Source organism: Sulfuricaulis limicola (assembly GCF_002355735.1).
GTDB lineage: Bacteria > Pseudomonadota > Gammaproteobacteria > Acidiferrobacterales > Sulfurifustaceae > Sulfuricaulis > Sulfuricaulis limicola.
Window position 1 is genome coordinate 2,711,219 of record NZ_AP014879.1, and the last position, 23,323, is coordinate 2,734,541.

Consider the following 23,323-nt stretch of genomic DNA (forward strand, 5'->3'; position numbering starts at 1 on the left):
TGATCAGGTCTTGGGCATACCGCCACCCTCGCGGCCTTTCCACCACTTGCGCAGGCTGACCAGGACTGCCACGCCGACGACGGCGATGATTTTCGCGAACTTGACGAAGAACGCCGCGATCACCGCCAGCAGACCGAGTTTCTTGGCCGCTACGCCCGCCACCAGCGCCGCCAGTCCGTATTCGGCAACCCTGTCGGTGGACGAGTTGAAGTCCGCGTAGCTCTTCCCACCGGTGAAATTCATGCCAGACAGCAAGGTCCGTGCAGCCGGCTTGTCGGCTTCGATCGAATTGAGATCGGTGACGAGATTCAGGCTGAAATAACCTTCGCGGCCGAGAGCATAAGTGTTGTAGTTGATGCCGCGGTTGCTGCTTGACGTATCGCCCGTATGCTTCGAGGAGACTGACCACACCAACTGGTGACTCATGGCATCGTACTTCGGTGTCTCGACCCAGCCAATCACCTCCAATTCCGGAATTCCGCGCGACCGGCGTTCTTCATTGCCAGCCTTGGTGCCCTCTTTGATGCTGTCGAGAAGTTCGTCCGCCTTCCAGTCCTTGGCGTCGTCATCCTTGATGTAACCCGCCTTGTCCCACTCGACCACGACGAACCAGCTGGCGCGGTTCTCACCGATGGGCAGGATCAGCCCTACCGGATCGGCGTGCAGCACGTTGCCGATGGCGCGCAAATACCGCCCGGCTTCCCTGGATGGAATAAATCCGTAGCCTTCCGGCAGTTTGATAGTTGCCTGGTCAAGCAGCTTGGCCTCAGTCGGACCGCGCTGCAGGACCTGGCTCGCCGCCTTGACGGCCGCTTCGTATTCCTGATCCGCCGCCGAAGGGGTTTCAGCGGCCGGCAGCGCCATCGGCAAGGCGAGGCTCAACACCAAAAGGACCAGCGGGACGACACCAAAAGAATTTTTCGTAGTCATGGTTTTCTCCCTGAATCACATTTTTTCGGACAGCCAAAAGTTTTCATCCAGCGGCCTGAGACACCTGTCCAGGCCTCGCTGTAGCGCGCAATACATTAACGACGCGGTGGAATTGCGATCTATGCGGATAGTCCCAGCCTGCCCACCGGGAAATTTGCTGTTCAACTCAGATGCCTTTCCTATATATAGATCATCTCGGATGAAAGAATAGAAAAGGCTGAATACTCTTATAAATCGCCGCGCCAAGCTTCACGAATTCGACCGCTTGCAAAGAGTGATGTGGCGATGGCGGCAGCCATGCAATATGAAGTGCTCGTCTCGATGGCCGGGTTACTGATCCAGAAACGGGGCCGTGATTGAAGCGAGGTGAAAGCTGCGATTAAAGGGTACTGACCCCTTTAATTATTCTGGGGTCGCCAAGGACTTTCGCTGGTTGCCCCACGGGCCGATCGAGCTTTTCTTCCGGGAACAGGCCCAGACGGAATTCCTCGGCGGCAAGTTCGACGGCGAAGGCCGGTACCGCAGATACCTGTCTGGCATGCTGAGCGAGGGATCACGCCAGCTCATCCTGCGCAAGCTGGATGAATTGAGTCGTGAATTCTCCAGCCATCACCAACAGGATTTGGCGCTGCCGCTTGAAAAGAGAATGAATGTCGGTTTGATGTTCGCCTACCGGCCCTGGGAGTTCTCGCTGTTCCGGAAAATGCGCCGGAACCGGCAAGGCGTGGATGCGTGATAAACAATCAAGGGCCGCGATAAAAATTCAAGAAAAAAATCGAGCTTGGCTCTTTAATCTGATGACGGGGTTGCTTATCCGTAAAATTGGCCGTGATTGAACTGAAGTGAAATCTGAACAGGTGTATTAGCGGAAACTGTGATCTGTCGCCAGTTTTTGTGACCCCATTTTTTGGAGTAACTCTGAACTTGCCTTGTTATTCTTCACGAATTGAGAGCGATTCAATTATAACCTCGTTATCAGTCAACTTATAAAGAATATCTAAAGATGGAACCCTGCCGATTTTCCAAGGAAGAGTTTTAATCACGTAACCTACGATTTCTTCAGATTCAGAAATCGGCACTGCCCCACGCAATGGATTACGTGCTAATGTCCATTTGATAGCCTCAAACATTTCTTCTAGGCGAGGATATTCCCCCTTAGATTGTTTGATGCGCGCTGCAACTAAAGGCTGTTCAATGACCGTCCTCAATTGAGGACGATTCCCTTTCTTCATTTATTGTTTGATCTTCCTTAATTCCGATTTAGCCCATTCAATATCTTCTTCTGTCACTTTTGCCAATCTGGACACAAGCATTGCCTCATAGGGAATCGGCTCATGCATTAACGCCATTTCCCAAATGGCGTCATGTGTTTTGTCGCTTATCGATACGGCTGTGTGGTTTTCACATACATAGTCTCGCGCATCATTAATGATCTGCGCTTCCCTTTCTGAAAAAAAAGATTTATTAACGTCGCCTTTCCCAATAAATTCTCGACGCGTTTTACCTTCTCCCCAATTCACATCCACCTCATGAACAAACAGTAAGTTTTCTCTCCGTAGCTGATCCACAACACTATCCAGGTGAGTAGAAAATGGGCCATACAAGTTTTTCTTGTATATTTCGCCGGTAATAGGCATTCCAACGTGTTTATACGCGTAGATATCCGCTAGCCACAGAATCTTATGAAGCTTGGTAGCACTCAACTTAGACGGGTCGGTACATGTGCGGCATACATAATGTACGAGGGCTTTAAATTTCTCTGGATTGAAGTTCATTATGCAGGCTCAATAGTAGGTCCCATTTAAAGCAAATATTACTCCACAACAATAAAAAACCCGAATCCTTACATGCTAGGGCTTTTTAATTAAAGCCAATACTTTTACGTTTTCCTATAAATCTCCGCCCCCTGCTTCACAAACTCCACCGCCTTGGCTTCCATGCCTTTATGAAGCGCCTCTTCTTCCAACAGCTTCTAGCTGGCAGCTACATTTGCTGCTTCGTTATAAGCGCTCTTGCTTCCGCAAGATCGATTCTGAACCGGTATCCAGATTTTTCGAGTAGTCCAAGTAGTTGGGAACCGTTGATTAGTTTCAACGGTTTGTTCTGTGCAAATTCGTAAGCTTCAGGACCATAGTGGCTCGTCGTAACAAGTATTCCCGTATTGGCCCCTTCATTGAGTACCGTCCCGTAAAGATCACGTACTGCGGATACATCAACAGGCATGGTGTATCGCTTGGCTTGAATAACAATTTTTCCACCGCGTAATGGATCGGGATCGAATATGATCGCGTCCACGCCCTGGTCGCGGCTCGCTCGCGTGATTTTTACTTGGCCTCCGTTAGCCGCAAACTCCCGTTCAAATAGCTCGCGCACCAAGTGCTCAAAATCTTCCCAATCCATGGCAGCAAGGTTCTCGCCGCGCGCCATCTTCTCAAGTGTTGCGCGTGGTTCAATAAAGCGAATGTCATCTGTCTGAAGCCGTAATGATGGCAATACCGGCGCGGTTTCGTACGCATCACCTGCGCTAGCCCCTCTCAGGGCAGAAAAAGCCACTACAGGGTCTGCTGTATCAAGATTTACCTTTAGAATTTCCGTTTTCTTTACTACAAGACTCGCACAATAGGCACGTTTTGGATGCCCAGTTGCACGCTCATAATAATCTACCCATCCGTTGACAATAATTGCGTCTATAAAATTGAAGTTATCGGCGTCTGCAATGGCTCGTGAAAATTTTAAGCAGAGCGCCGGTTGGATCATACGTAATAGCCGTTTCGTCAGAGTCTTGGCGACCGGTTTCTTGTCCCAAGTTCCCTTGGTAATCACTAATCGAGCCGTCTCCGGGAACCTATGTTCGAGCAGGAGCGTTTTAGTCTCTGGTTCAAAACGCAACATCCACTCTCGCGACACGAATGCAGGGAGCGCAAGACGCCGTAGAGCCAGATCAAAGTGTTGCGTTATTGCCTCCGGTGTTGGATTAGCTAGTTGCACACGTACTTTCCGCAGTGGTTCGAGTTCAGCATTCCGTGCCTTCACATAGTTTTCCTTTGCCTCCATATAATCTTTTTGAGCAGTGTTCAATGCTTGAGCCTGTCGCGCAGCCGACAAACGATGTCGTTCTACAGCAGCCTGCCATGCGATACGACGCGCGCGATTCAGATTGACTGCTGTCGCTTCTCGATTGTTACGCTCTTTTTCGAGACTTGTGTACCTAGCTATCAGATCTGCATGAGCCATGCGAACAAACATATTTAAGAATCTCCATGGTCCTTGCCATTCTGGCAGCGTTAACTTTCCGGCAGGATATGTCATGCGCACATATGCTGGTTCTTGCGGTGGCTTGGTTTCAGCAAATGATTTCAATTCTGGAAAATCAGACGGCTCATCTAGCAAGTGATATGGTGGAGAACAGATATTTGGTGCACCAGCTAATGATTCGATTTCTTTCACCGTTGCAAAATCGGCACTATCGTTGAGCTCTTCCCAAAGCTCGAGCTGACCAGGAAGCCACTTAGGGAACCTGATGGTTTCGATTTCCTTTGGTTGCCACTGGTTAAGATCGCGTATTACAGCGTCATCCTTTGGATCGGGCGGCCAAGGCTCACTCAATTCTTGTGGTTCAGTTATTGCCGGCAACTTCTTGCCTGGATTTCCGAGCCAACGCAGTAAGCGAGCCTTTGCTAAAACAAACAAAGCAGAAGCAAAAAAGAGCGCGCCTAACGAAATCCGCCATATCGACTCAGCATCACCGACCGAAAATAATCCAAGAACTCCCAACAAATATGCTAGAGCGTGACTGCCGTTCTGTTGTTTTTCGCTTTTTTTCAGCGAATCGTCCTGTATAGATGTCACGATTCTCGCTAGCTTTGGTTAATTTGGTAACTAAGAAAACGGTGGTTCAAGATCAAATCTTCTCATTATTAATATTTTCAACAAATATACCCCCGCCAAAACGAAAAAGCCCGAACACTTCCGTATCCAGGCCTTTATGAGTGAAAGCTAATATTCCTTCAGGTTCTCTTAAATCTCCGCCCCCAGCTATTTCAACGACGCTTTGAGCTCTTCGATCAGCCCGTCGCGATCTTCCTTGATCCGCCGGGCGATATGCTTGGGCGCGACGCTGCGGGCGACGTGCTTCCGCCCCAGCGCGCCAGTTCCAAGCGGGGGACTCCTAATCCCCCCACTTCACGATCTCGCGCGCGATTTGCTCGCGTGCGTTCGTCTGTTCGCGCGCTTCGATGGCGTCGCGCTCTTCCAGCGGCCGGTCGGCGATGGCGCGGGGGCCGGTGGAGGCGAATTGCAGGTAGTCGCGGATTTCGGTGGCGGCCCTGGTGGCGCGTTGCAGCGGCTTGGGTTTCGCGTTCCAGCCCCAGTAGTCGCTGTGGCCGGCGCCGGGGTTCTCCTGCTGGCCGAGGTTGAGCGGCACGGTGGCGTCCACCCAGCGCTCGTGCCCCAGCGCCGTCGGGTAGGCGCCTTCCTCGCCCTGGCCGAGGCTTTGCCCGGCGGGAAAGGCGTACGCCAACACCATGTCGGAACCGGAGTAGAGACTGCGCGCGCCTTCGCGCAACACGCGGTCATAGGCCGGGCGCAGGCGGCGCGGCGGCTTCTGGCTCTCGAGCATGAACGTGGGCACCGCGCCGGCCATGAACACGATGCGTCCGACCGCCGGCGCGGATGGCTGAGCCTTGAGGGCGCGCATCAATTCGAAGGCGAGGCGGCAACCCATCGAATGCGCCACGATGTCGATGCGGCTGGCGCCCGCGGCGTTGGAGGCGAGAAAGCTTGCCAGCGATTCGGCGGTCTGGATCGCGTGCTGGATGCTCTTCATGTAGAACAGGAACGAGGCGATGCCCCAGTCGCCGTCGCCGGGCCAGTAGAGTTCGACGAAAGTGCGGCCGAGGCCGTAGCGCGCGTCCGCGCCGAGCTCGCCCTGGCGCCGGTGAAAGCCTTCGTAGGCTTCCTGCGCGGCTTCGGTGTCGTTGTTGTAGCCGTGGATGAGCAGGACGATATGCTGCGCGCTTGCGAGCGCCGCCGTGTCCGAGACGAAGGGGATCGCCTTGACCTCGCCGCCGACGGCGGATTCGCGGTAGGAGAGTTTGATTCTTTTGGCTGTGGGCATGGTTAAGGTCTGTACGGTAGTTTCATATTTTGTTTGTCGTCATGCCCGCGTAGGCGGGCATCCAGGTTTTGAATGGTATCGCGCGCTTTGCGCGCGATGACATAAACGGCACTGGATTCCCGCTTTCGCGGGAATGACGGCTTTGGATGTTGCGGTGACGGCACTGGATGTTTCGCAGGCTTTTTCAGCCGTTCCTGAGCCCCGGGCATGATCAGGCCCTGGTACGAATCCCGCTGATGGCGCTGACCACATCCTTGGCGATCGGCGCCACCATGCCCGCCAGCAGCGACAAGCACAGCAGCGCGATGAAGTCCTCCGGTCCCGTGATGTCTTTATTGCGTGTCAGCACATAGGCCGTCAGCAGGGCGGCGATGGTGACGGCGGCGAGCTGGTTGCCGCGCGCCCACAGGTACTGGGTGCGGTTCTGGAAGGCATCGAGCCGGCGCGCGATCAGGTTGCCGAGGCGCACGCGCGCCTGCTGCGCGGCGCGGGACTCTTCTTCCAGGCGCGCGCCGGCCTTGGCGGTGACGCCCACACGCGCGGTGTGTTCGGCGAAATCGGCCCACAGTTCGCTGTCGGGCTTGTGGCGCGCCGTCGTCTGCATCTTTTTGACTTCCAGGTCCTCTTTGGCGAAGAAGGCGTAGGCGTTCGGATAACGGTCTGGGAACTCGAGCGACAGGTTGGCCGCCGCCTGGATCTGGCCGAGCATGCGTTCGATCGGCTGCTCGAACAGCACGTTTTCATAGCGCACGCCGCCGGTGGTGAGGATCATGGTCTCCTTGCGCGAAGCGGGGTCCTGCATCCAGCGGTTGAACTCCCGGCGGTGAAAGTACCGGCGCAAGCCGGTGACGCCTTTCACCAGCTCGATGAAGGCCATGGACAGGGTGCCGATGGCCGCCAGCAACAAGGAATAGGTGAGCGTGTTGGCGACGATGCGATCGATGACGTAAGCGGCGGTGGTGGTATCAGGCATGTGCGGCTCCTTCGCAAATATTGTTATTGATGATGAAACGTCCCTTTTTTGACGACGTAAACCCAGGGGACATTTTCCACGGGACCCCGGCCCTTGTTAAGTCTTGCCGGACACACGGCGTGGCGCGCTCAGGCGCGCCGCCACAACCGGCGCATGGCGATCAGGCCCAGCACCGGCCCGGGCAGCAGCAGCCAGGCGACGCGCTCCGTCGCCGTTCCCCAGAAGGCGGTCACGAGTTCGATCGACAGGATGGTGATGGCGAAGCCGATGGCGTTCATGAAGGCGAGCGCGCTGCCGACGCGTTCGGGCGGGCAGGCCTTGGACGCCAGCGCCGAGAACTGCGGCGAATCGGCCACGACGAAAAATCCCCACGCGATCAGCAGCAGCACCGGCAGGAATCCCGGCAGACCCTGCGCCAGCGGATAAAGCAGGCAGCAGAGCGCCGAGCCGGCCAGCGCCAGGATGGCGACCTTGCCGCTGCCCCAGCGATGGCTGACCAGGCCGCCGGCGATGCAACCGATACCGCCGGCCGTGAACACCGCCGCCGCCGCGAGGTAGACGGCATGTCCGTCGTCGACCAGGCCCAGGTGCGCGATCAGCAACGGCATCACGGCCCAGAAGGCGTACAGCTCCCACATGTGGCCGAAATACCCGAACGACGCGGCGCGAAACGCCGGCAGGCGGTACGACTGCAGCACCCCGCCCCATTGCAGCCGGCGCGACTTGCCGTGATGCGGCCCGTCTCCCAGCCACCAGACCATGACCGCGGCGACCAGGGCCAGCGCCGACGCCGAGTAGATGACGCCCTGCCACGTGGCCGCCACGTCCAGCCCGCGCACCAGGTGCGGCAGGCCGCTGCCGATCACCAGCATGCCCACCAGCCAGCCGAGCACGTTGCCGGCTTTCTCCGGCGCCCAGCTCACCACCAGTTTCATGCCGATCGGGTACACCCCGGCGAGCGCCATGCCCGTGAGAAAACGGAAGAACAGCGCGTCCGACAGCCCCGGGGACATGGCGAAGGCGGCATTGGCAAACGCGGCGAGCACGGCACAGACGCCGAAGATGCGGCTGGCGGAGAAGCGGTCGGCGAGGCCCGAGAGGCTGATGCCGAGGGTGCCGCTGATGAAGCCGAGCTGCACGGCGCTGGTCAGGTGCCCCAGCTCGAGCGGCGTCAGCCCCCAGGCCGCGTGCAATGAATCCGCGACCGCGTTGGCGCTGAACCACGGCGAGGCGCCCAGCAGTTCGGCGAGGACGATGACGGCGAGGGCGGAACGGGTGGTCACGCGATCGGGGCTCATGGCATTTTCATCTCGCATCACGCTCCGGAAACAACATGTGTTCCGGCCAAGTCTTGCCTATGGCCGACGCACGAATTCGGTCAGCTTGCCGTAATCGCCCTTGTCCGCGGCGCGCAAGGCATCTAGATAGGCGACCCTGACTTCGCCTTGCGGGACGCCACTCATACCGCCCCAGGTAAACGGCGGCCGGTGCAGAACCTTTTCCAGCAGGAGATCGGTGAGCAAGCGCGCGTGGCGGCCGTTGCCATTGGGGAACGGATGAATCCACACCAGCCGATGATGGAAGCGGCAGGCGATTTCATCCGGCGGGTAGGATTTGTGTTCGATCTGCGCCTTGGTGTCCTCGCACAGCTTGTGCAGCTCTACACCGATGTGCGCCTTCGGCACGCCGATGTTCTTGTCACTGGTGCGAAATTTCCCGGCCCATTTCCACACGCGGCCGAACATCTGGCGATGCAATTTGCGGATGAAGGCTTCGTCGAGAATGGATTTGGGGCGCGACGTGTTCAGGCCTTGCATGGCCTCGACGATGTTTTCCTGCTCCAGGCGATTGAGCTCCTCCCGGGTGGTGACGTGGGTAGGAATCAAGCCTTCGGCTTCATCCGGATCCAGCGGTGTGGCGCCGGTCGTCCGCGTTTCGCTCACGCGCTCAGTCCCAGAATGTTTTCGGCAACTTGTGCAGCAGGGACGCGGCGGCGGCTTCCGTGGCCTTCGCCGCTTCATCTTTTGCCAGGGCCTGATCTTCCAGCGCCATGGTATGCGAGGCGCGCGCCAGGTCCTGCCGGACTTTCTGTCTGGCCTGTTTCAGCAAGGTGTCCTTGAGCGTGGTCTTGGGAACGATGGCATAGACCAGCATGCAGTCCATGGCCTCGGCCGCGCGCCGCAGGGTTTTGAGCGTGGTCGCGCCGCTCGCCTCCAGGCGCTCCATGTCTCCAACCCACATCTTGCTGACGCCCATGCGCCGGCCCAGCTGGCGTCCGCTCATACCGAGCGCGTCCCGGATCGCCCGGATCCAGCCTTTTTTGGGTGGCGGCAAATCACGCAGCGGCGCAAACCGGACCAGACTTGCATCCAGTTGCTCAAGGGCGGTTTTCTGGTATTTCTTGACCATTAAGTAAGTATATATACTTACTTTTTATTGTAAATAGTAAATGTATAGACTTACTATTTTATTAATTACGTAAGTATATAAGCTTACAATTCAAGCGATAACATCAGGCCTTCTTGTAAATCTCCGCTCCCTGCTTCACGAATTCCACGGCCTTGGCTTCCATACCTCTCTGAAGCGCCTCGGCTTCCGACAGCTTCTGGCTGGCGGCGTAGTCGCGGACTTCCTGCGTGATCTTCATGGAGCAGAAATGCGGGCCGCACATGGAACAGAAGTGCGCCAGCTTAGCGCCTTCCTGCGGCAGGGTTTCGTCGTGGAATTCCTGCGCCTTTTCCGGGTCGAGGCCGAGGTTGAACTGGTCGGCCCAGCGGAATTCGAAGCGCGCCTTGGACAGCGCGTTGTCGCGCAGCTGCGCGCCGGGGTGGCCCTTGGCGAGGTCGGCGGCGTGCGCGGCGATTTTGTAGGCAATAATCCCGTCGCGCACGTCCTGCTTGTCGGGCAATCCCAGGTGTTCCTTGGGCGTGACGTAGCACAGCATCGCGGTGCCGTACCAGCCGATCTGGGCCGCGCCGATGGCGGATGTGATGTGGTCGTAGCCGGGCGCGATGTCGGTGGTCAGCGGCCCGAGCGTGTAGAACGGCGCCTCGAAGCAGTCTTCGAGTTCCTTGTCCATGTTCTCTTTAATCAGCTGCATCGGGATGTGGCCCGGGCCTTCGATCATGGTTTGCACGTCGTGCTGCCACGCGATCTTGGTGAGTTCTCCGAGCGTTTCCAGCTCGGCGAACTGGGCGCGGTCGTTGGCGTCGGCGATCGAGCCGGGGCGCAGGCCGTCGCCGAGCGAGAAGGCGACGTCGTAGGCCTTCATGATCTCGCAGATGTCCTCGAAGTGGGTGTAGAGGAAGCTTTCCTGATGATGCGCGAGGCACCACTTGGCCATGATCGAGCCGCCGCGCGAGACGATGCCGGTGACGCGCTCGGCGGTGAGCGGGATCCACGGCAGGCGCACGCCGGCGTGGACCGTGAAGTAATCCACGCCCTGCTCGGCCTGCTCGATGAGCGTGTCGCGGTAGATTTCCCAGGTGAGTTCCTCGGCCTTGCCGTCGACCTTTTCCAGCGCCTGGTAGATCGGCACCGTGCCGACCGGCACCGGGCAGTTGCGGATGATCCACTCGCGCGTCTCGTGGATGTTCTTGCCTGTGGACAGGTCCATGAGCGTGTCGCCGCCCCAGCGCACCGACCACACCATTTTCTCGACTTCTTCTTCGATGGAAGAAGATACCGCCGAGTTGCCGATATTGGTGTTGATCTTCACCAGAAAATTGCGGCCGATGATCATCGGCTCGGATTCCGGGTGGTTGATATTGTTGGGAATGATGGCGCGCCCGCGCGCGACTTCGTCACGCACGAACTCGGGCGTGATCTCCTCGGGGATGGCGGCGCCGAAGGCATTGCCGCGATGCTGCCTCAAAAGCCGGGTGTAGCGCGGATCGTTGCGCAATTCATTCAGCCGCAGGGTCTCGCGGATGGCGATGTATTCCATCTCGGGCGTGATCATGCCTTTGCGCGCGTAGTGCATCTGCGACACGTTCGCCCCGCTCTTCGCGCGGCGCGGTTTGCGGATGTGTTCGAAGCGCAGGTGCGCGAGCTTGGGGTCGCGGGCGCGGGCGCGGCCATATTCGGAGCTGGGGCCGTCGAGCTGCACGGTGTCGTTGCGCTCCAGGATCCACGGCTCGCGCAGGGCGGCGAGGCCGGCGCGCAGGTCGATGTGGGCGCTCGGGTCGGTGTACGGGCCGGAGGTGTCGTACACCGTGATCGGCGGGTTCTCCTCGGCGCCGTGGCTCGAGGGCGTCGGGGTCAGCGTGACCTCGCGCATGCCGACCTTCAGGTCGGGGCGGCTGCCCTGCTGATAAATCTTGCGCGAGGCCGGGAACGGGCGGATGGCCTCGTGCGACAGGGTCGAAGCCGGTTGCAGAAAATCCTTGGGGTTGGCGCTCATGATGACTACCTCGTTAAACGAATCGGGGTATGAGCGGGGAAAGAATGAGGAGGCTTCAGGAAGCTTTCCTACGCCGGGACTAACCGGGTCAGGTTCGAAGGGTGATCTCTCAGCCGGCCACCGGGCCGGCACCCCTAGCTCATACAGCTGGTTTCAAGCTAAAGGATTCCCGGGGGGAATGCAACCGACGAAGTCGCCCCCCGCGAAAGCGGGGGTCCAGGCCTTTTATGTGAGCGCGCGCGAAGCGCGCGATTCCATTAATACGTCTTCCTGAATAGGCGTATAAAAGCCCTCGGCTTGCACGCCCCAAACAAACTTAATAGGCTAGGCACCCTCTTTGGCCTTACTCCGAGTGGTTTTATGGATTCACTGAATTTTGAAGTCGCGCGTACCTCCATGATCCTCAACCAGATGCGAGCCTGGCTGGTGCACGACGACCGCGTGCTGGAGCTGATCGCGCGCATGCCGCGCCAGGACTACGTGCCGGCGGCCTGCCGCAACCTCGCGTACGCGGACATGAACATCCCGCTCGGCCACGGCGAGGTGATGATGGCGCCCAAGCTCGAGGCGCGCCTGGTGCAGGAACTGGAGATCAACCCTGCCGACAAGATTCTCGAAATCGGCACCGGCAGCGGCTTCATGACGGCGCTGCTGGCGGCGCTCGGGCGGCACGTCATCAGCGTCGAGATCCGCCCCGAATTCACCGTCGAGGCCGCGACCAGACTCGCGCACCACGGCGTGCGCAACATCACCCTCGAAACCGGCGATGGCGCGCGCGGCTGGGACCGCCAGCAACCTTACGACGTGATCCTGCTCACCGGCTCGACACCGATCCTGCCCGCGGCGTTCCAGCAGAGCCTCGCCATCGGCGGGCGCCTGATCGCGATCGTGGGCACGGCGCCGGCGATGGAAGTCAGGCGCATCCGCCGGCTCGGCGAGCATTCCTTCGAGGAAAAATCGCTGTTCGAAACCGTCATTCCGAAGTTGCAGAACGCGCTCGAACCCGCCCGCTTCGTGTTTTGATTGAATAGACAGGATTAACAGGATTAGAAATGTTGATCCGGAATCATTGCAGCTTTTTCCGGTGCGCTTCGCTGACGCTCAGCGCACCCTACGATACTTTCGCCGGTGTGACGAACATTTTTTCAGCGAGCTACTGATCGGTAATTTCCCCATGATCCGTCAAATGAGCGTCCAGGAGCTTAAGGAAAAGCTCGACAAGGGCGAGAAAAACCTGGTGGTGATTGACGTGCGCGAACCGTGGGAGCTGGGCATCTGCTCGCTGCCCGGCGCCGTCTCCATCCCGATGCGCGCGGTCCCGGCACGCTACCCGGAGTTGTCGAAGGATGCCGAGCTCGCGGTGCTGTGCCATCACGGGATGCGCAGCCAGCAGGTGGCGCTGTACCTGGAGCGCATGGGTTTCAGCAAGCTCAACAACGTGACGGGCGGCATCGCCGCCTGGGCGCGTGACATCGACCCGAAGATGCCGACCTACTAAAGGCGCGAGCCACGGACGGTCATGGACGAAACCCGCTACGAAACCCCGCAGGAAGCCGAGGCCGCCTTCTACGCCGCCTTCATCAAGCGCGACGTAAACGCGATGATGGAGGTGTGGGCCGCGGACGACAACATCAGCTGCATCCATCCGCTCGGCCCGATCCTGGTCGGACGCGCCGCCATTCGCGAATCCTGGGAAGGGATTTTCCGCAACTCGCCGGAGATGCAGATCATGATCAACGGCCGCTCGCGCGGGCGCGACGGGTCGTTCGCGATTCACGTCGTGGAGGAACATGTCCGCACCGGCAACGAACCGCCGGGCACGCCGATGCACGCGACCAACGTCTACCGTCTCACCGACAGCGGCTGGCGCATGGTGCTGCACCACGCCTCGCCCTCTCCGCCGCCGGCCGCGAAGGCCGGCACGCCGACGCTGCATTAAATATTATTTTTTGGAACCGCAGATGAACGCGGATTAAAAAAACAGTAACACGTAGGGCGCAATAGCGAAGCGTATTGCGCCGAATGGAAACCGTGTGCCACGTAGCATCCGGCGGGTTACGTCGCTGCGCGACTAACCCGCCCTACGAGTTAACTCGCCCTACCGAGCTGTTTTTGATCCGCGTTAATCCGCGGTCCCGGCTTATTTCAATAATTCTTCGATCAACCGCATGTTGGCCGTGAGCGCGCCGCGGTTTTCCTCCACCATCTTGCGGCCGGCGAGGCCGGCGCTGTCGCGGCGGTTGGCGTTGCCGAGAAAATCCGACACCGCCGGCGCCAGCTGATGCGGCGACTGGATCTGCACCCCGGCGCCGCGCTCCAGCGTCATCTGGCTGATTTCCTGGAAGTTGAACATGTGCGGGCCGAACACCACCGGCTTGCCCACCGCCGAGGCCTCCAGCAGGTTGTGGCCGCCGGTTGGCACCAGGCTGCCGCCGATGAAGGCGATGTCGGCGGCGCCGAAAAACAGTTGCAGCTCGCCCATGGTGTCGCCGACCAGGATTTCGACCGCCGGGTCGATCGCGCCGGGCGTTTCGCTGCGCAGCGCGATGCGATGGTTCTTTTTGCACAGCCGGGCCACGGCCGCAAAGCGTTCCGGGTGGCGCGGCACCAGCACCAGCAGCATGTTGGCGAAGCGCGCCTGCCTTTTCAGCTGCGCCAGAGCCGCCAGCACCAGCTCCTCCTCGCCCTCGTGGGTGCTGGCCGCGAGCCACACGGGGCGGTCCTGGCCCCAGCCAAGGCGCAGCACCTCGGCGGCCTCGCGCAGGCTCGCGCCCATGTTGATCTCGAACTTGATGCTGCCGGTAACCTCGACGGTTTCCGGGACGGCGCCGAGCGTGAGCAGCCGCTGCGCGTCTGCCCGGGATTGCGCGGCGAAACGGCTCACCTGTCGCAGCGTGGCGCGCGCCAGCCCGGCGAAGCGCTGGTACTTGCGCATCGAGGATTCCGACATGCGCACGTTGGTGACGAACACCGGAATCGCGCGCGCCCGGCACAAATGAAAGATGTTCGGCCACAGCTCGGTTTCCATCACGACCGCCATCACGGGGTTGGCGCGGTCGAGGAAGCGTTCGACCGCGCCGGGGTAGTCGTAGGGCGCGTAGCAATGCGCGACACTGCCGCCGAACAGCTCACGCACCTGCGCCGAGCCGGTCGGCGTCATGGTGGTGATGAGCAGCGGGTATTCGGGATAACGCACGGTGAGTTCGTGCACCAGCGGCGCGGCGGCGCGCACTTCGCCGACCGACACCGCGTGGATCCAGATCGCGCGCGGCGGCGGCAGCGGCTCGATGAAGCCGAAGCGCTCGGGGATGCGGCGCCAGTAATCCGGGTTGCTGAATCCGCGCCAGATGATGCGCAGCAGCACATACGGCGTCAGCAGGCGCAGCAACCAGATGTAGAGATGGCGGCTCATAACAGACCCAAACCCGTAAGCGCCTGTTTCACCGCCACCGGTTCCGGCACGCGGCCGACATCGCCGAGATTGCACGCGCTCCCGGAGCGGGTGGCGAGCACGCCGGTCAGCGCCGGCGAGGAATCGGTGTAGATCGCGACCGTCGGGCGGCCGAGCGCGACGGCCAGATGCACCAGCCCGGTGTCCACGCCCACTACCGCGTGCGCGCGACCCATGAGCGCGGCGAGTTCGCGCAGGCTGAGGCGCGGCAACACCGTGGCCCGCTTCAGTGACTGCGCGATCTCACGGGCGTGCTGTTCTTCCGCGGCGCTGCCCCATGGCAGCAGCAAGGCGATGCCGTGGCCTTCCAGCTCCTGCCCGAGCGCGACCCAATGCGCCGCCGGCCAGCGCTTGCTGTCGCGGCTGGTGGCGTGCAGGCCGACGATGAATTTTTTCGGGACGGTGAAGGAAAACGACGCCTTGGGCGCACGGATGCCGTAATCGGGCGGCGTTTGCGGCAACGGATACCCCAGGGCCTGCGCCGCGAGATCGCGATTGCGCTCGACCGCGTGCCGACCGCATGGCACATGAAAGCACTGATCGTAAAAACCGGCCGCCAGCGATTCGCGCGCCGTGGTCCGGTCCTGCCCGCAGGACGGGCCGCGCGCCAGGCGCGCCAGCCAGGCGCTTTTCACCAGTCCCTGGGTGTCGATGATCTTGTCATAGCTTTCGGCTTTCAGCTCGCGGCGAAAGCGCGCGAACTCGCGCCACGTGGCCGGACTTAGCAGGCCGCGGCGCCAGCGGCGCAACGCCACCGGAATCACCCGGCGCACCGCGGGATGCAGGCGCGGAATCTCGGCAAAGCCTTCCTCCACCAACCAGTCGATCTCGACGCCGGGCGCGCGGGAAACGATATCGGAGACCGCCGGCAGGTTGTGAATCACGTCGCCGAGCGAGGAGGTTTTTATTATCAATAAACGCACGCGCGGATTTTCGCATAGAATGACGCCATGGCAGAACCATCCGGAACAAGACTCCCTGTTTCCGCCGTCATCATCACCCGCAACGCGGCCTCCTGCATCGAACCCTGCCTGCAAAGCGTCAGCTTTGCCGATGAAATCCTGGTGGTCGACTCCGGCAGCACCGACGCCACGCTCGAGATCGCGCGCCGCCATGGCGCGCGGGTCCTGCACCAGGACTGGCTGGGCTACGGCGGGCAAAAGGAATTCGCCACGCGCCAGGCCAAACACGACTGGGTGCTGTCGCTGGATGCGGACGAGCGCGTAAGCGACGAACTGCGCGAAAGCATCCGGGAAGCGCTGGCGGCGCCGAACTTTCAGGCCTGCCGCATGGCGCGCCGCAACCGCTTCATGGGCCGCTGGCTGCGTCACGGCGAGGGCTATCCGGACTGGAGTCTGCGGCTGTATCACCGGGGGCACGCGCGCTGGAGCGACGACCCGGTGCACGAAAAAGTGGAAACCGGCGGCAAGATCATCACGCTGCCGGGCGACCTGCTGCACGAATCGGAACAGGGTATCGCCGATTATCTGGAAAAGCAGAACCGCTACACCACGCTGCAGGCCGAGGCGATGCATCGCGCCGGGCGGCACGCCAACCCGCTCAAGCTGCTATTGAGTCCGGTGTTCCGCTTCATCAAGTTTTATTTCGTGCGCCTGGGATTTCTCGACGGCGTGCCGGGGCTGGTGCACATCTCGATCGGCTGCTTCAACAGCTGGTGCAAGTACGCCAAGCTGATCGATTTGCGCCGCCGAGAAAACCGAAAACCGGACTAACCGGCCGCGCCCCGGGCGCCCGGAATGCGGCGCGGACCCAGGTACATCGCCATCAACGCCATCGCCAGCATGGCGTGCTCCTGCTGGAAGGGCGTATTGAACGAGCCGGCGATCGCCGGCATCAGCAGCGCGCCGACCCCGGCGATCCATGTCCAGCGGTGACAACCGCCCGCCCTGGCGCCGCGTATCAACGCCGCCGCGACCAGCCCGAAAAACAGCAGCAGCGCCGCGAGCCCGAATATTCCTTCCTCCACCAGCTTGTTGAGAAACATGTTGTGGGCGTGCGTCAGGCGGAAGCCAGCCGGCCGCAACGGCTCGGGCAGAGGGACCGCGTCGGCGTCAATCGAATGGAAATTCTTGGGCCCGACGCCGAACCACAGGTGCTCGCCGCGCTGGAGGTGCGCCAGCGCCACCCGCCACACATGTGCGCGCTCCAGATCCGCGGGAGCCATGGTCTTGTGCGTCAGGGTCTGTTCCAGCTTGAGCCAGGCGCGCGACGCGTTGAAACTGGACGGCAGAACGACGACCGATGCCGCCGCCACGGCCAGCACGACCAGCGCCGCATACCAGAAACGTCTTTGATTGATCACGATCAGCAGCAGCAGCACGATGCCGACGAACGCCATCATGGCGCCGCGACTGCCCATGGCGAAAAGCCCGATGATCATGACAATGGTCGCCGTGATCCAGAACCACAGCCGGCGGCCGGGAGTTTCCCGATTCTGCAGTCCGGCGACCACGAAGCCGATGCCGGCGATGGCGGCCATGCCGAGATAGATCGCCGATTGCGTCACCACGCCGGCGGAATGAAACTCGAGCTGGCCGCGCGTGCCCTGCATTACTTCCAGCACGCCGTAGCCCAGCCCCGTCAACACGCCGAGCGCCAGCGCATAACCGGCCAGGCGCAGCTGGGGCTCGCTGTACCCTGCCCGGTAAATGCACCAGAAAAGAATCACGTAGCGCAGGACATCGAGCACGCCCTTGGAACCGTCGGGAAACGGCCAGTTCACCGCCGTGCTGATCACGCCGGCCGCCAGCACGGCGAGCAGCGCGAGCTCGATGCGGTCCGGCCGGAACCGCGCCAGCGCCGGCCATGAGGCGCGCCGCCCGAGCCACACCGCGACGTAAAGCGACAGCGCCAGCGTCTTCGGGCTCTCCATCGTCGGCAAGACGAACAGCAGCAGGCACAACAGAAACAGTTCGAGCTTGCCGGAAAAACTTGCAGTGGACATGGTCAGTTGAATATCTGCCCGAGAAAATCCTGATAACGCCGCGCGCGTTCCTCATAGGAATACTGCCGGACCCAGGCGCGGGCGCGGTCGGCCAGTGCGGCGGCCAGCTCCGGTGAAGCCATGAGCCGGTTCACCGCCGCGGCCAGTTCTTGCGCCGAGTCCGGGCTGACCATCAATGCTTCTTCGCCATCCCGCACCAGGCTCAGCGTGGTCGGTTGGCGCGCCACGATCATGGGCACGCCGCTGGCGGCGTATTCGAACAGTTTCATCGGCGAAGTGAAATAGCGGGACTGCACATTGCCGCCCAGCGGCAGCAGCAAGACATCCGCCTGCATCAGGAAGGCCGGCACGTCCGGCGGCGACAGGAATCCCGCATAGCGAACCCGCTGTTCAACGCCATGACGCCGCGCCACCGACTCGAGCGCCTGACGCGTCTGCGCTTCCGCGCCGGGCTTGCCGCCGGCCAGATCCAGCACGACCGGCGCCGGCAGATATTGCAGCGCCTCGATCAGGATATCGGTGTTCTTCCACGCCAGGAACTGGCCGGCGTAACGCAGGTGAAACCCACCATCGGCGCGCTTGCCCGCGCCGGCCGCGCCGGCAAAGGCCGCGAGATCGACGCCGTTGGGAAGCACCGCCACGCGCGCATGTTCCGGAAAAATTTCGTCCAGCAGCGTGACCTGCGATCCCACGGTAGCCACGATGCCGTCCACCTGACGCAATACATAACGCTCGCCGCGCCGGCTGAACCAGGCCCGCGCGCGCCGGCCGCGCTCCCGATAGACCATGTGCGGGAACGCGCCCTCGTGCAGCTCGATGATCACCCGGACCGGACGGGGGTGCGTGCGCCGGCGCAGGGCCAGCGCCAGGCGGGCATGATCCATGGTGCGCGTCACCAGCGCCACGGGAACATCGCTCGCGCCCATCAGCGCATCGGCGGCTTGGACCAGGCGGCGCTTCCCGCCCCATCCTTCGGGAATGCAATGAAACTGCAAACCGGCCTGTGGCGACAGCCCGTGCCGCGTCACGGCATCATCGAGTTCCGCGCCGGACAGGGCGCGCGCGGCGCGATAGAACAGATGCACTTCGTGGCCATGGCGCATCAGCGAAGCGTAATCGCGCAACACCTGGAGCGTCTGGCCCGAGCCGGTGAACTCCAGGCGGTGCAGGTAAATGATCCGCAATTTCATGGGGAGGCTGCGCGCAGGCTGTTATCGGCGCGTGCCGGCCATGGCGCCGGCGAACACCTTTTCCATCCGGTCGAGCATCGGGTCGAGCCCGAAGTGCGCCAGCGCGAACTGCCGCGCCTGGGTCCCGATACGGCTGCGCAGGCTGGCGTCCGCGGCCAGTCTTTCCAGCGCCTGCCACAGTTCCTCGGCGTCCTTCGGCCTGACCAGCAGTCCGGTGGCATCGTGCGTTACGATCTCGCCGATGCTGCCGACCGGGGTCGTCACCACCGGCAGCGCGCACAACATCGCCTGCATGATCGCCTGCGGCACGCCCTCGTTGGCGTAGGACGGCAGCACGAAAATATCCATCGCCTGCAACCACGGCAACACGTCACGCTGGTCGCCGGGCATGAAGACGCGGTCCTGGAGACCGAGCTCCATGATCTGCCGCCGCAAGGTCTCGCGCTGCGGCCCGTCTCCCAGGATGATCAGCCGCGACGGCCGCGTGGACAGGCGGCTGAAGGCCTGGACCAGGTATTCATGTCCTTTCCAGCTGCGCAGGGTGGCCGCGATGCCGATGACCAGCACGTTGGCGTCGATCCCCAGTTGCGCGCGCCGGGCGGCGCGGTGGCCGGGCACGAAATACTCCGTGTCCATGCCCGTCGGCACCGAGGTGATGCGCGCGGGATCGTAGCCGTTCTCCAGAATCAGCTGCAGGCGCAATTTCTCGCCGGTGGTAACGATGTGCCGGGTCGCCTTCTGGTACAGCCAGCGCGTCAGCCGGTTTTTCGGCACCGACGCCGAAATGTGGCGCGTGCGCACCAGCGGCGGCGGCTGCGCGAGCAGGCGCGAGGCCAGCGCCACCAGCCAGGTGTCGGTCGAGCTGTGCGTATTGATCACGTCGACCGGCACGGCCTTGAGCCAGCGGCGCAGCGCCAGCACGCCCGGCAGGCGCTTGCGCCCGATCGGCAACGCCACCACGGGAATCTTGCGCTGCTCCGCTTCGGCGAAAATACGCGCCTCGGGCGGACACAGCAGCGTCACCCGGTGCCCGCGGCGCAGCATGCCTTCGGCCTCGGTCAGGATGCGTATTTCCTGTCCGCCCCAGCCGCACGAGGCCTCGGTGTGAACGATATGCATGGCGTCAGTATGCCGGCGTGGTACGGCTTTCCATCCGTGCCTTCCATTCCCGCGCGGCCGCCGCGATCGTGCGGGCACGGTGCTCATAGGTATGCTCCCGGAGTACGCGCGCGTGGGCGCGCTCGGCGATAGCGCGCGCCTCCGGAAAGTTCGCCAGATAATGCCTGACCTTGCCGACGCAATCTTCCATGCTCGTGAAATCCACCCATTCCTTTCCGATATCGAAATCACTCGCGGCATGCTCGCGCGTGTCACTCAGGAGAAACCCGCCGCACGCGGGCACGCCATAGCAGCGCTCCGGCAGCCCCCAGCTTTTCTCGGGACCGTCGTCGCAGGCCGCGCCGAAATTCAGGTTGATGCGGCTGCGCTGGATCAGCTCGATCTGGTCCTGGAACGGCGTGTCCTTGCCGTGGCGGAACCACGTCGAGACGCCGAAACCGGCCAGGCGCCGTTCCAGCTCGGCAAAAAATTGCGCGCGCCCGGTGAATTCAGGATATTTCCGCGCATCCAGCGTGCCGACGAAGGAGACGTCATGACGGTAGCCGCGCGGGTCGCGCAGCTCCGCGAGCGTGCGTCCGGCCAGATTGTAACGCGAGGTCCACGCGGCGTTGGGCAGATAGCGCACCTCGGATGCAAACGCCGTGGCCCCCTGGAGGCTGTGCGCCATGTAGATGTCCAGCACGCGCAGCTGGCGGAACCACCACAGGCGGCGGCGTTTGGCGCCCTTGTTCCACGGCGCGTCGCGGTTCCATCCGATCAGCGGGATGCGGCGGCGGCGCAGCCGCGACTTGAGCCGCAGCGTGTCCCACGGGCGCTTCATGGCGTCGTACATGTCGATCAGGTAGCCGTCGCAATCCTGCAATTGTTCGTCCGACGGGTTCCACAGGTTTTCATATACGGTGTAGCCGCCGCTTTCCAGGCCCTCGCGGATCGGAACGAAGTTGCGGTAATTGACGATGAACTTCATGGCGGCGCGAGCAAACCGCGGTAGAGCTGCGCCAGCCTGTCGCTCATGGCGGCAAGCGTCAACGGCTCCACCGTCCGGCGCGCGGCCCGTCCCAGGCGTTGCCGGGTTTCCGCATCGAGCAGACGGCGCATGAACCCGGCCTGTCCCTCGACATCCAGGGCATCGCCGGCGAAACCGTTGTTTCCGTTCTCGATCAACTCGGCCGCCCCGCACTGGAGACTGATAACGACGGGCAGACCGCTGGCCATCGCCTCCAGCGCCACGTTGGGAAACGGATCGTAAAGCGTGGGCAGGGTCAGCGCATCGGCCGCTCCATAATAAGGTTTGACATCGCCCTGGGCCCCGGCAAAGAACACGCGCCCGGCCAGGCCGAGCGCACGGGTGCGACGCTGGAACCGGTCGGCATGCTTGTCCCGTCCCACCACCAGCAAAAACGCGTGCTCCGGAAGTTTGGTCATGGCCTGCAACAACGCCGACACACCCTTGCGCTCAAACCCGGAACCGACGAACAAAAACAGCGTCGCGCTTTCCGGGATCCCGTGACGCGCGCGAATTTCCGCGCGATGTGTTTTCAGATCAGGATGATAAACCGAGGTGTCGATGCCACTGTAGATCACATGCAACTTCGCGTCCGGCACGCCGAAGTTGCGCCTGATCTCATCCTTCACCATCCGTGAATTACAGATCACCGCCCTGAGGCGCGGGCTGGTGAACATCCGTTTTTCGGCCCGCTTTGTGTAACAGTGATAAGGATTAAGCATGATGCCGAGACGCCCCAAAGACCCGCGCACGCGCGTGAGCTGCTTGAGCCATTCTCGATGCACGCCGTCGCCGGCGCGGTAGATGTCGCAGCAGGCGATGCGCTCGTGCGACTGCACCAGGTCGAACGGTCTTTTTTCCAGATCGCGGCAGACGGCGCGCGCGAACGACCAGTCGCGCCACAGCCGTCCGAGATAAAACGGATTGCAGGTGATGACCTCGAAGCCTTCTCCCCCGCGCCATTCACGCGTGATCAAAGTCAATTGCACGTTGCGGGTTTTCAGCGCTTCCAGTGCGCGCGACACGAAGCGCTCGGCGCCGCCATCCTGCGCATAGCGTTGACGGACGAAGGCCACCCTCGGCGCCATCATGCCGACGCCAGAATCTGCCTGACCGCGCTCAAAACCTCTTCGACGGTAATACCGGTCAGGCACTCGGATATCTTGCTGTTGCCACAGCCGTCCTGCCCGCAGGGCCGGCACGAGTAAGGCAAGGTCAGCACGCGGTGGCGCACCTGCCACGGACCCCAGATCAGTTCGTTGCTCGGCCCGAACATGGCGACACAGGGCGTCTGCACCGCCGCGGCGATGTGCATGGGCACGGAATCCACGCCGACGAAACATTTCGCCTGTGCCGTCAGCGCCGCCAGCTGCTTGAGGTTGAGCTTGCCGGACAGGTCCACCACCGGTTTCTTCAGGCGCGCGGTGATGCGCGCGGCGTATTGCAACTCGGGCTCGCTCGGCGCGGCGGTCAGCACCACCGACTCGCCCGCTTCCTGCAAAGCGGTGATGAGCGCCGCGTTTTTTTCCGTGGTCCAGCTCTTGAACATCCAGCGCGACGTGGGATGCAGGTGAATAAAGCCCTTGGACGCCAGACCGTGGCGCGCCAGCAGTTCGCGCACCGAGCGCTCGGCCTCGGCCCCGGGCACCAGCGTGAGGCGGCGCTCGTCCGCCCGCGGCTGAATGCCGATCCGGCGCAGGGCATCCAGATGCATTTCCACGGTGTGGCGCTGGTCCGGGGCCCGGTACAGGTGGGTGAAACTGTTGCGCCACAGCCGCCCGCGCTTGGCGGGATAGTCGCGCGCCACGCTGTAAGGCGGCTTCAGCAGCAGACTGATCACCGCGCCGCGGGACTTTTCCGTGAGGTGCACGATCAGGTCGTAATGGCGCGCGCGCAGCGCGCGGAACAGGCGCCATTCGTGCGCCATCTGCGCGGTCCAGTCCTCCTGCTTCCAGGCGCGGTCGATGGTGAACACATTGGCGATCGCGGGATGGCCGGACAGCATCGGTTCGGTGTCGCGGTACACCAGCGCGTCGATCTCGACCTGTGGCGCGTGATTCTTGAGAACCGTGAAAACCGGGGAGGTCAGCAACACGTCGCCAAGGTGGCGCAGCTTGACCACCAGCACGCGGTGCAGGGTCGAGAGATCGACGGCGTCCTTGAGCATCGCG

At 61.7% G+C, this 23,323-nt stretch carries 23 protein-coding genes and 1 riboswitch; of the genes, 5 read left to right on the forward strand and 18 right to left on the reverse strand.

Annotation, left to right across the window (positions count from 1 at the left end; translation table 11 throughout):
* Nucleotides 1-3 precede the first annotated feature (3 nt).
* Entirely contained in the window at nt 4-930 is a 927-nt protein-coding gene (locus tag SCL_RS13165) for a DUF2167 domain-containing protein (RefSeq protein WP_096361638.1), read from the reverse strand.
* Between the two features lie 433 nt (nt 931-1,363).
* On the opposite strand from SCL_RS13165, the gene SCL_RS13170 reads away from it, so the two are divergent.
* Entirely contained in the window at nt 1,364-1,666 is a 303-nt protein-coding gene (locus SCL_RS13170) for a hypothetical protein (RefSeq protein ID WP_096361639.1), read from the forward strand.
* 196 nt (nt 1,667-1,862) lie between these two features.
* Here SCL_RS13170 and SCL_RS14185 read toward each other — a convergent pair whose 3' ends face one another.
* From SCL_RS14185 to thiC, 9 genes are all read right to left on the reverse strand, one after another.
* Nucleotides 1,863-2,162, reverse strand: a complete 300-nt coding sequence (locus SCL_RS14185; protein ID WP_148665102.1) for a hypothetical protein — start codon at nt 2,160-2,162, stop codon at nt 1,863-1,865.
* Complete coding sequence (locus SCL_RS13175; protein WP_096361640.1) at nt 2,163-2,705, reverse strand: Panacea domain-containing protein; 543 nt, start codon at nt 2,703-2,705, stop codon at nt 2,163-2,165. It abuts the gene before it with no gap.
* Nucleotides 2,706-2,913: 208 nt separating this feature from the next.
* Complete coding sequence (locus SCL_RS13180) at nt 2,914-4,779, reverse strand: restriction endonuclease (protein WP_148665103.1); 1,866 nt, start codon at nt 4,777-4,779, stop codon at nt 2,914-2,916.
* 319 nt (nt 4,780-5,098) lie between these two features.
* Nucleotides 5,099-6,046, reverse strand: a complete 948-nt coding sequence (locus SCL_RS13185; RefSeq protein ID WP_096361642.1) for an alpha/beta hydrolase — start codon at nt 6,044-6,046, stop codon at nt 5,099-5,101.
* Nucleotides 6,047-6,257: 211 nt separating this feature from the next.
* Nucleotides 6,258-7,019, reverse strand: coding sequence for a hypothetical protein (locus SCL_RS13190; protein ID WP_096361643.1), 762 nt, complete (start codon nt 7,017-7,019; stop codon nt 6,258-6,260).
* A gap of 128 nt (nt 7,020-7,147) precedes the next feature.
* Nucleotides 7,148-8,317, reverse strand: coding sequence for an MFS transporter (locus SCL_RS13195; protein WP_096361992.1), 1,170 nt, complete (start codon nt 8,315-8,317; stop codon nt 7,148-7,150).
* A 57-nt stretch (nt 8,318-8,374) separates the two neighbouring features.
* Complete coding sequence (locus tag SCL_RS13200) at nt 8,375-8,962, reverse strand: mobile mystery protein B (protein WP_197702645.1); 588 nt, start codon at nt 8,960-8,962, stop codon at nt 8,375-8,377.
* A 4-nt stretch (nt 8,963-8,966) separates the two neighbouring features.
* On the reverse strand, nt 8,967-9,428 hold the full coding sequence (locus tag SCL_RS13205; RefSeq protein WP_096361645.1) for a mobile mystery protein A: 462 nt from the start codon (nt 9,426-9,428) through the stop codon (nt 8,967-8,969).
* 103 nt (nt 9,429-9,531) lie between these two features.
* Entirely contained in the window at nt 9,532-11,421 is a 1,890-nt protein-coding gene (thiC, locus tag SCL_RS13210; RefSeq protein ID WP_096361646.1) for a phosphomethylpyrimidine synthase ThiC, read from the reverse strand.
* Between the two features lie 48 nt (nt 11,422-11,469).
* Nucleotides 11,470-11,567, reverse strand: a riboswitch (TPP riboswitch).
* A 214-nt stretch (nt 11,568-11,781) separates the two neighbouring features.
* Here thiC and SCL_RS13215 point away from each other — a divergent pair.
* The 3 genes from SCL_RS13215 (at nt 11,782) to SCL_RS13225 (ending at nt 13,360) form a co-directional block, all read left to right on the forward strand.
* A complete protein-coding gene (locus SCL_RS13215) occupies nt 11,782-12,444 on the forward strand; it encodes a protein-L-isoaspartate O-methyltransferase family protein (protein ID WP_096361647.1) in 663 nt (220 codons plus the stop codon).
* Nucleotides 12,445-12,598: 154 nt separating this feature from the next.
* Nucleotides 12,599-12,919, forward strand: coding sequence for a rhodanese-like domain-containing protein (locus SCL_RS13220; protein WP_172426085.1), 321 nt, complete (start codon nt 12,599-12,601; stop codon nt 12,917-12,919).
* 21 nt (nt 12,920-12,940) lie between these two features.
* Nucleotides 12,941-13,360, forward strand: coding sequence for a YybH family protein (locus SCL_RS13225; RefSeq protein ID WP_096361649.1), 420 nt, complete (start codon nt 12,941-12,943; stop codon nt 13,358-13,360).
* A 201-nt stretch (nt 13,361-13,561) separates the two neighbouring features.
* On the opposite strand, the gene waaA is transcribed toward SCL_RS13225, so the two are convergent.
* Both waaA and waaC read right to left on the reverse strand, forming a co-directional pair.
* Nucleotides 13,562-14,833, reverse strand: coding sequence for a lipid IV(A) 3-deoxy-D-manno-octulosonic acid transferase (waaA, locus tag SCL_RS13230; RefSeq protein ID WP_096361650.1), 1,272 nt, complete (start codon nt 14,831-14,833; stop codon nt 13,562-13,564).
* Nucleotides 14,830-15,795, reverse strand: a complete 966-nt coding sequence (waaC, locus tag SCL_RS13235) for a lipopolysaccharide heptosyltransferase I (protein ID WP_096361651.1) — start codon at nt 15,793-15,795, stop codon at nt 14,830-14,832. The genes waaA and waaC overlap by 4 nt, the downstream gene beginning before the upstream one ends.
* A 27-nt stretch (nt 15,796-15,822) precedes the next feature.
* Here waaC and SCL_RS13240 point away from each other — a divergent pair, with 27 nt between their 5' ends.
* Nucleotides 15,823-16,605, forward strand: a complete 783-nt coding sequence (locus SCL_RS13240) for a glycosyltransferase family 2 protein (protein WP_096361652.1) — start codon at nt 15,823-15,825, stop codon at nt 16,603-16,605.
* On the opposite strand, the gene SCL_RS13245 is transcribed toward SCL_RS13240, so the two are convergent.
* The 6 genes from SCL_RS13245 to rfaQ are packed head-to-tail and all read right to left on the reverse strand — an operon-like array spanning nt 16,602 to nt 23,319.
* Nucleotides 16,602-17,837 carry an O-antigen ligase family protein gene (locus SCL_RS13245; protein ID WP_096361653.1) on the reverse strand — a complete coding sequence of 412 codons (1,236 nt, stop codon included), beginning with the start codon at nt 17,835-17,837 and terminating at the stop codon, nt 16,602-16,604. The genes SCL_RS13240 and SCL_RS13245 overlap by 4 nt on opposite strands.
* 2 nt (nt 17,838-17,839) lie before the next feature.
* Nucleotides 17,840-19,027 (reverse strand): glycosyltransferase family 4 protein, encoded by a 1,188-nt coding sequence (locus SCL_RS13250; RefSeq protein ID WP_096361654.1) that lies wholly within the window; start codon nt 19,025-19,027, stop codon nt 17,840-17,842.
* A 21-nt stretch (nt 19,028-19,048) separates the two neighbouring features.
* Nucleotides 19,049-20,146 (reverse strand): glycosyltransferase family 4 protein, encoded by a 1,098-nt coding sequence (locus tag SCL_RS13255; protein ID WP_096361655.1) that lies wholly within the window; start codon nt 20,144-20,146, stop codon nt 19,049-19,051.
* 4 nt (nt 20,147-20,150) lie between these two features.
* Complete coding sequence (locus SCL_RS13260; protein ID WP_096361656.1) at nt 20,151-21,113, reverse strand: glycosyltransferase family protein; 963 nt, start codon at nt 21,111-21,113, stop codon at nt 20,151-20,153.
* Nucleotides 21,110-22,243 carry a glycosyltransferase family 4 protein gene (locus tag SCL_RS13265; RefSeq protein ID WP_096361657.1) on the reverse strand — a complete coding sequence of 378 codons (1,134 nt, stop codon included), beginning with the start codon at nt 22,241-22,243 and terminating at the stop codon, nt 21,110-21,112. The genes SCL_RS13260 and SCL_RS13265 overlap by 4 nt, the downstream gene beginning before the upstream one ends.
* Entirely contained in the window at nt 22,240-23,319 is a 1,080-nt protein-coding gene (rfaQ, locus tag SCL_RS13270) for a putative lipopolysaccharide heptosyltransferase III (protein WP_096361658.1), read from the reverse strand. The genes SCL_RS13265 and rfaQ overlap by 4 nt, the downstream gene beginning before the upstream one ends.
* Nucleotides 23,320-23,323 lie beyond the last annotated feature (4 nt).

Excerpts from the sequence above, each read along its gene's own strand:
- SCL_RS13165 (WP_096361638.1), bottom strand. The coding sequence starts at position 930 with ATGACTACGAAAAATTCTTTTGGTGTCGTCCCGCTGGTCCTTTTGGTG.
- SCL_RS14185 (WP_148665102.1), bottom strand. The coding sequence starts at position 2,162 with ATGAAGAAAGGGAATCGTCCTCAATTGAGGACGGTCATTGAACAGCCT.
- SCL_RS13175 (WP_096361640.1), bottom strand. The coding sequence starts at position 2,705 with ATGAACTTCAATCCAGAGAAATTTAAAGCCCTCGTACATTATGTATGC.
- SCL_RS13185 (WP_096361642.1), bottom strand. The coding sequence starts at position 6,046 with ATGCCCACAGCCAAAAGAATCAAACTCTCCTACCGCGAATCCGCCGTC.
- SCL_RS13190 (WP_096361643.1), bottom strand. The coding sequence starts at position 7,019 with ATGCCTGATACCACCACCGCCGCTTACGTCATCGATCGCATCGTCGCC.
- SCL_RS13195 (WP_096361992.1), bottom strand. The coding sequence starts at position 8,317 with ATGAGCCCCGATCGCGTGACCACCCGTTCCGCCCTCGCCGTCATCGTC.
- SCL_RS13205 (WP_096361645.1), bottom strand. The coding sequence starts at position 9,428 with ATGGTCAAGAAATACCAGAAAACCGCCCTTGAGCAACTGGATGCAAGT.
- thiC (WP_096361646.1), bottom strand. The coding sequence starts at position 11,421 with ATGAGCGCCAACCCCAAGGATTTTCTGCAACCGGCTTCGACCCTGTCG.
- SCL_RS13215 (WP_096361647.1), top strand. The coding sequence starts at position 11,782 with ATGGATTCACTGAATTTTGAAGTCGCGCGTACCTCCATGATCCTCAAC.
- SCL_RS13225 (WP_096361649.1), top strand. The coding sequence starts at position 12,941 with ATGGACGAAACCCGCTACGAAACCCCGCAGGAAGCCGAGGCCGCCTTC.
- waaA (WP_096361650.1), bottom strand. The coding sequence starts at position 14,833 with ATGAGCCGCCATCTCTACATCTGGTTGCTGCGCCTGCTGACGCCGTAT.
- SCL_RS13240 (WP_096361652.1), top strand. The coding sequence starts at position 15,823 with ATGGCAGAACCATCCGGAACAAGACTCCCTGTTTCCGCCGTCATCATC.
- SCL_RS13245 (WP_096361653.1), bottom strand. The coding sequence starts at position 17,837 with ATGTCCACTGCAAGTTTTTCCGGCAAGCTCGAACTGTTTCTGTTGTGC.
- SCL_RS13250 (WP_096361654.1), bottom strand. The coding sequence starts at position 19,027 with ATGAAATTGCGGATCATTTACCTGCACCGCCTGGAGTTCACCGGCTCG.
- SCL_RS13255 (WP_096361655.1), bottom strand. The coding sequence starts at position 20,146 with ATGCATATCGTTCACACCGAGGCCTCGTGCGGCTGGGGCGGACAGGAA.
- SCL_RS13260 (WP_096361656.1), bottom strand. The coding sequence starts at position 21,113 with ATGAAGTTCATCGTCAATTACCGCAACTTCGTTCCGATCCGCGAGGGC.
- SCL_RS13265 (WP_096361657.1), bottom strand. The coding sequence starts at position 22,243 with ATGATGGCGCCGAGGGTGGCCTTCGTCCGTCAACGCTATGCGCAGGAT.
- rfaQ (WP_096361658.1), bottom strand. The coding sequence starts at position 23,319 with ATGCTCAAGGACGCCGTCGATCTCTCGACCCTGCACCGCGTGCTGGTG.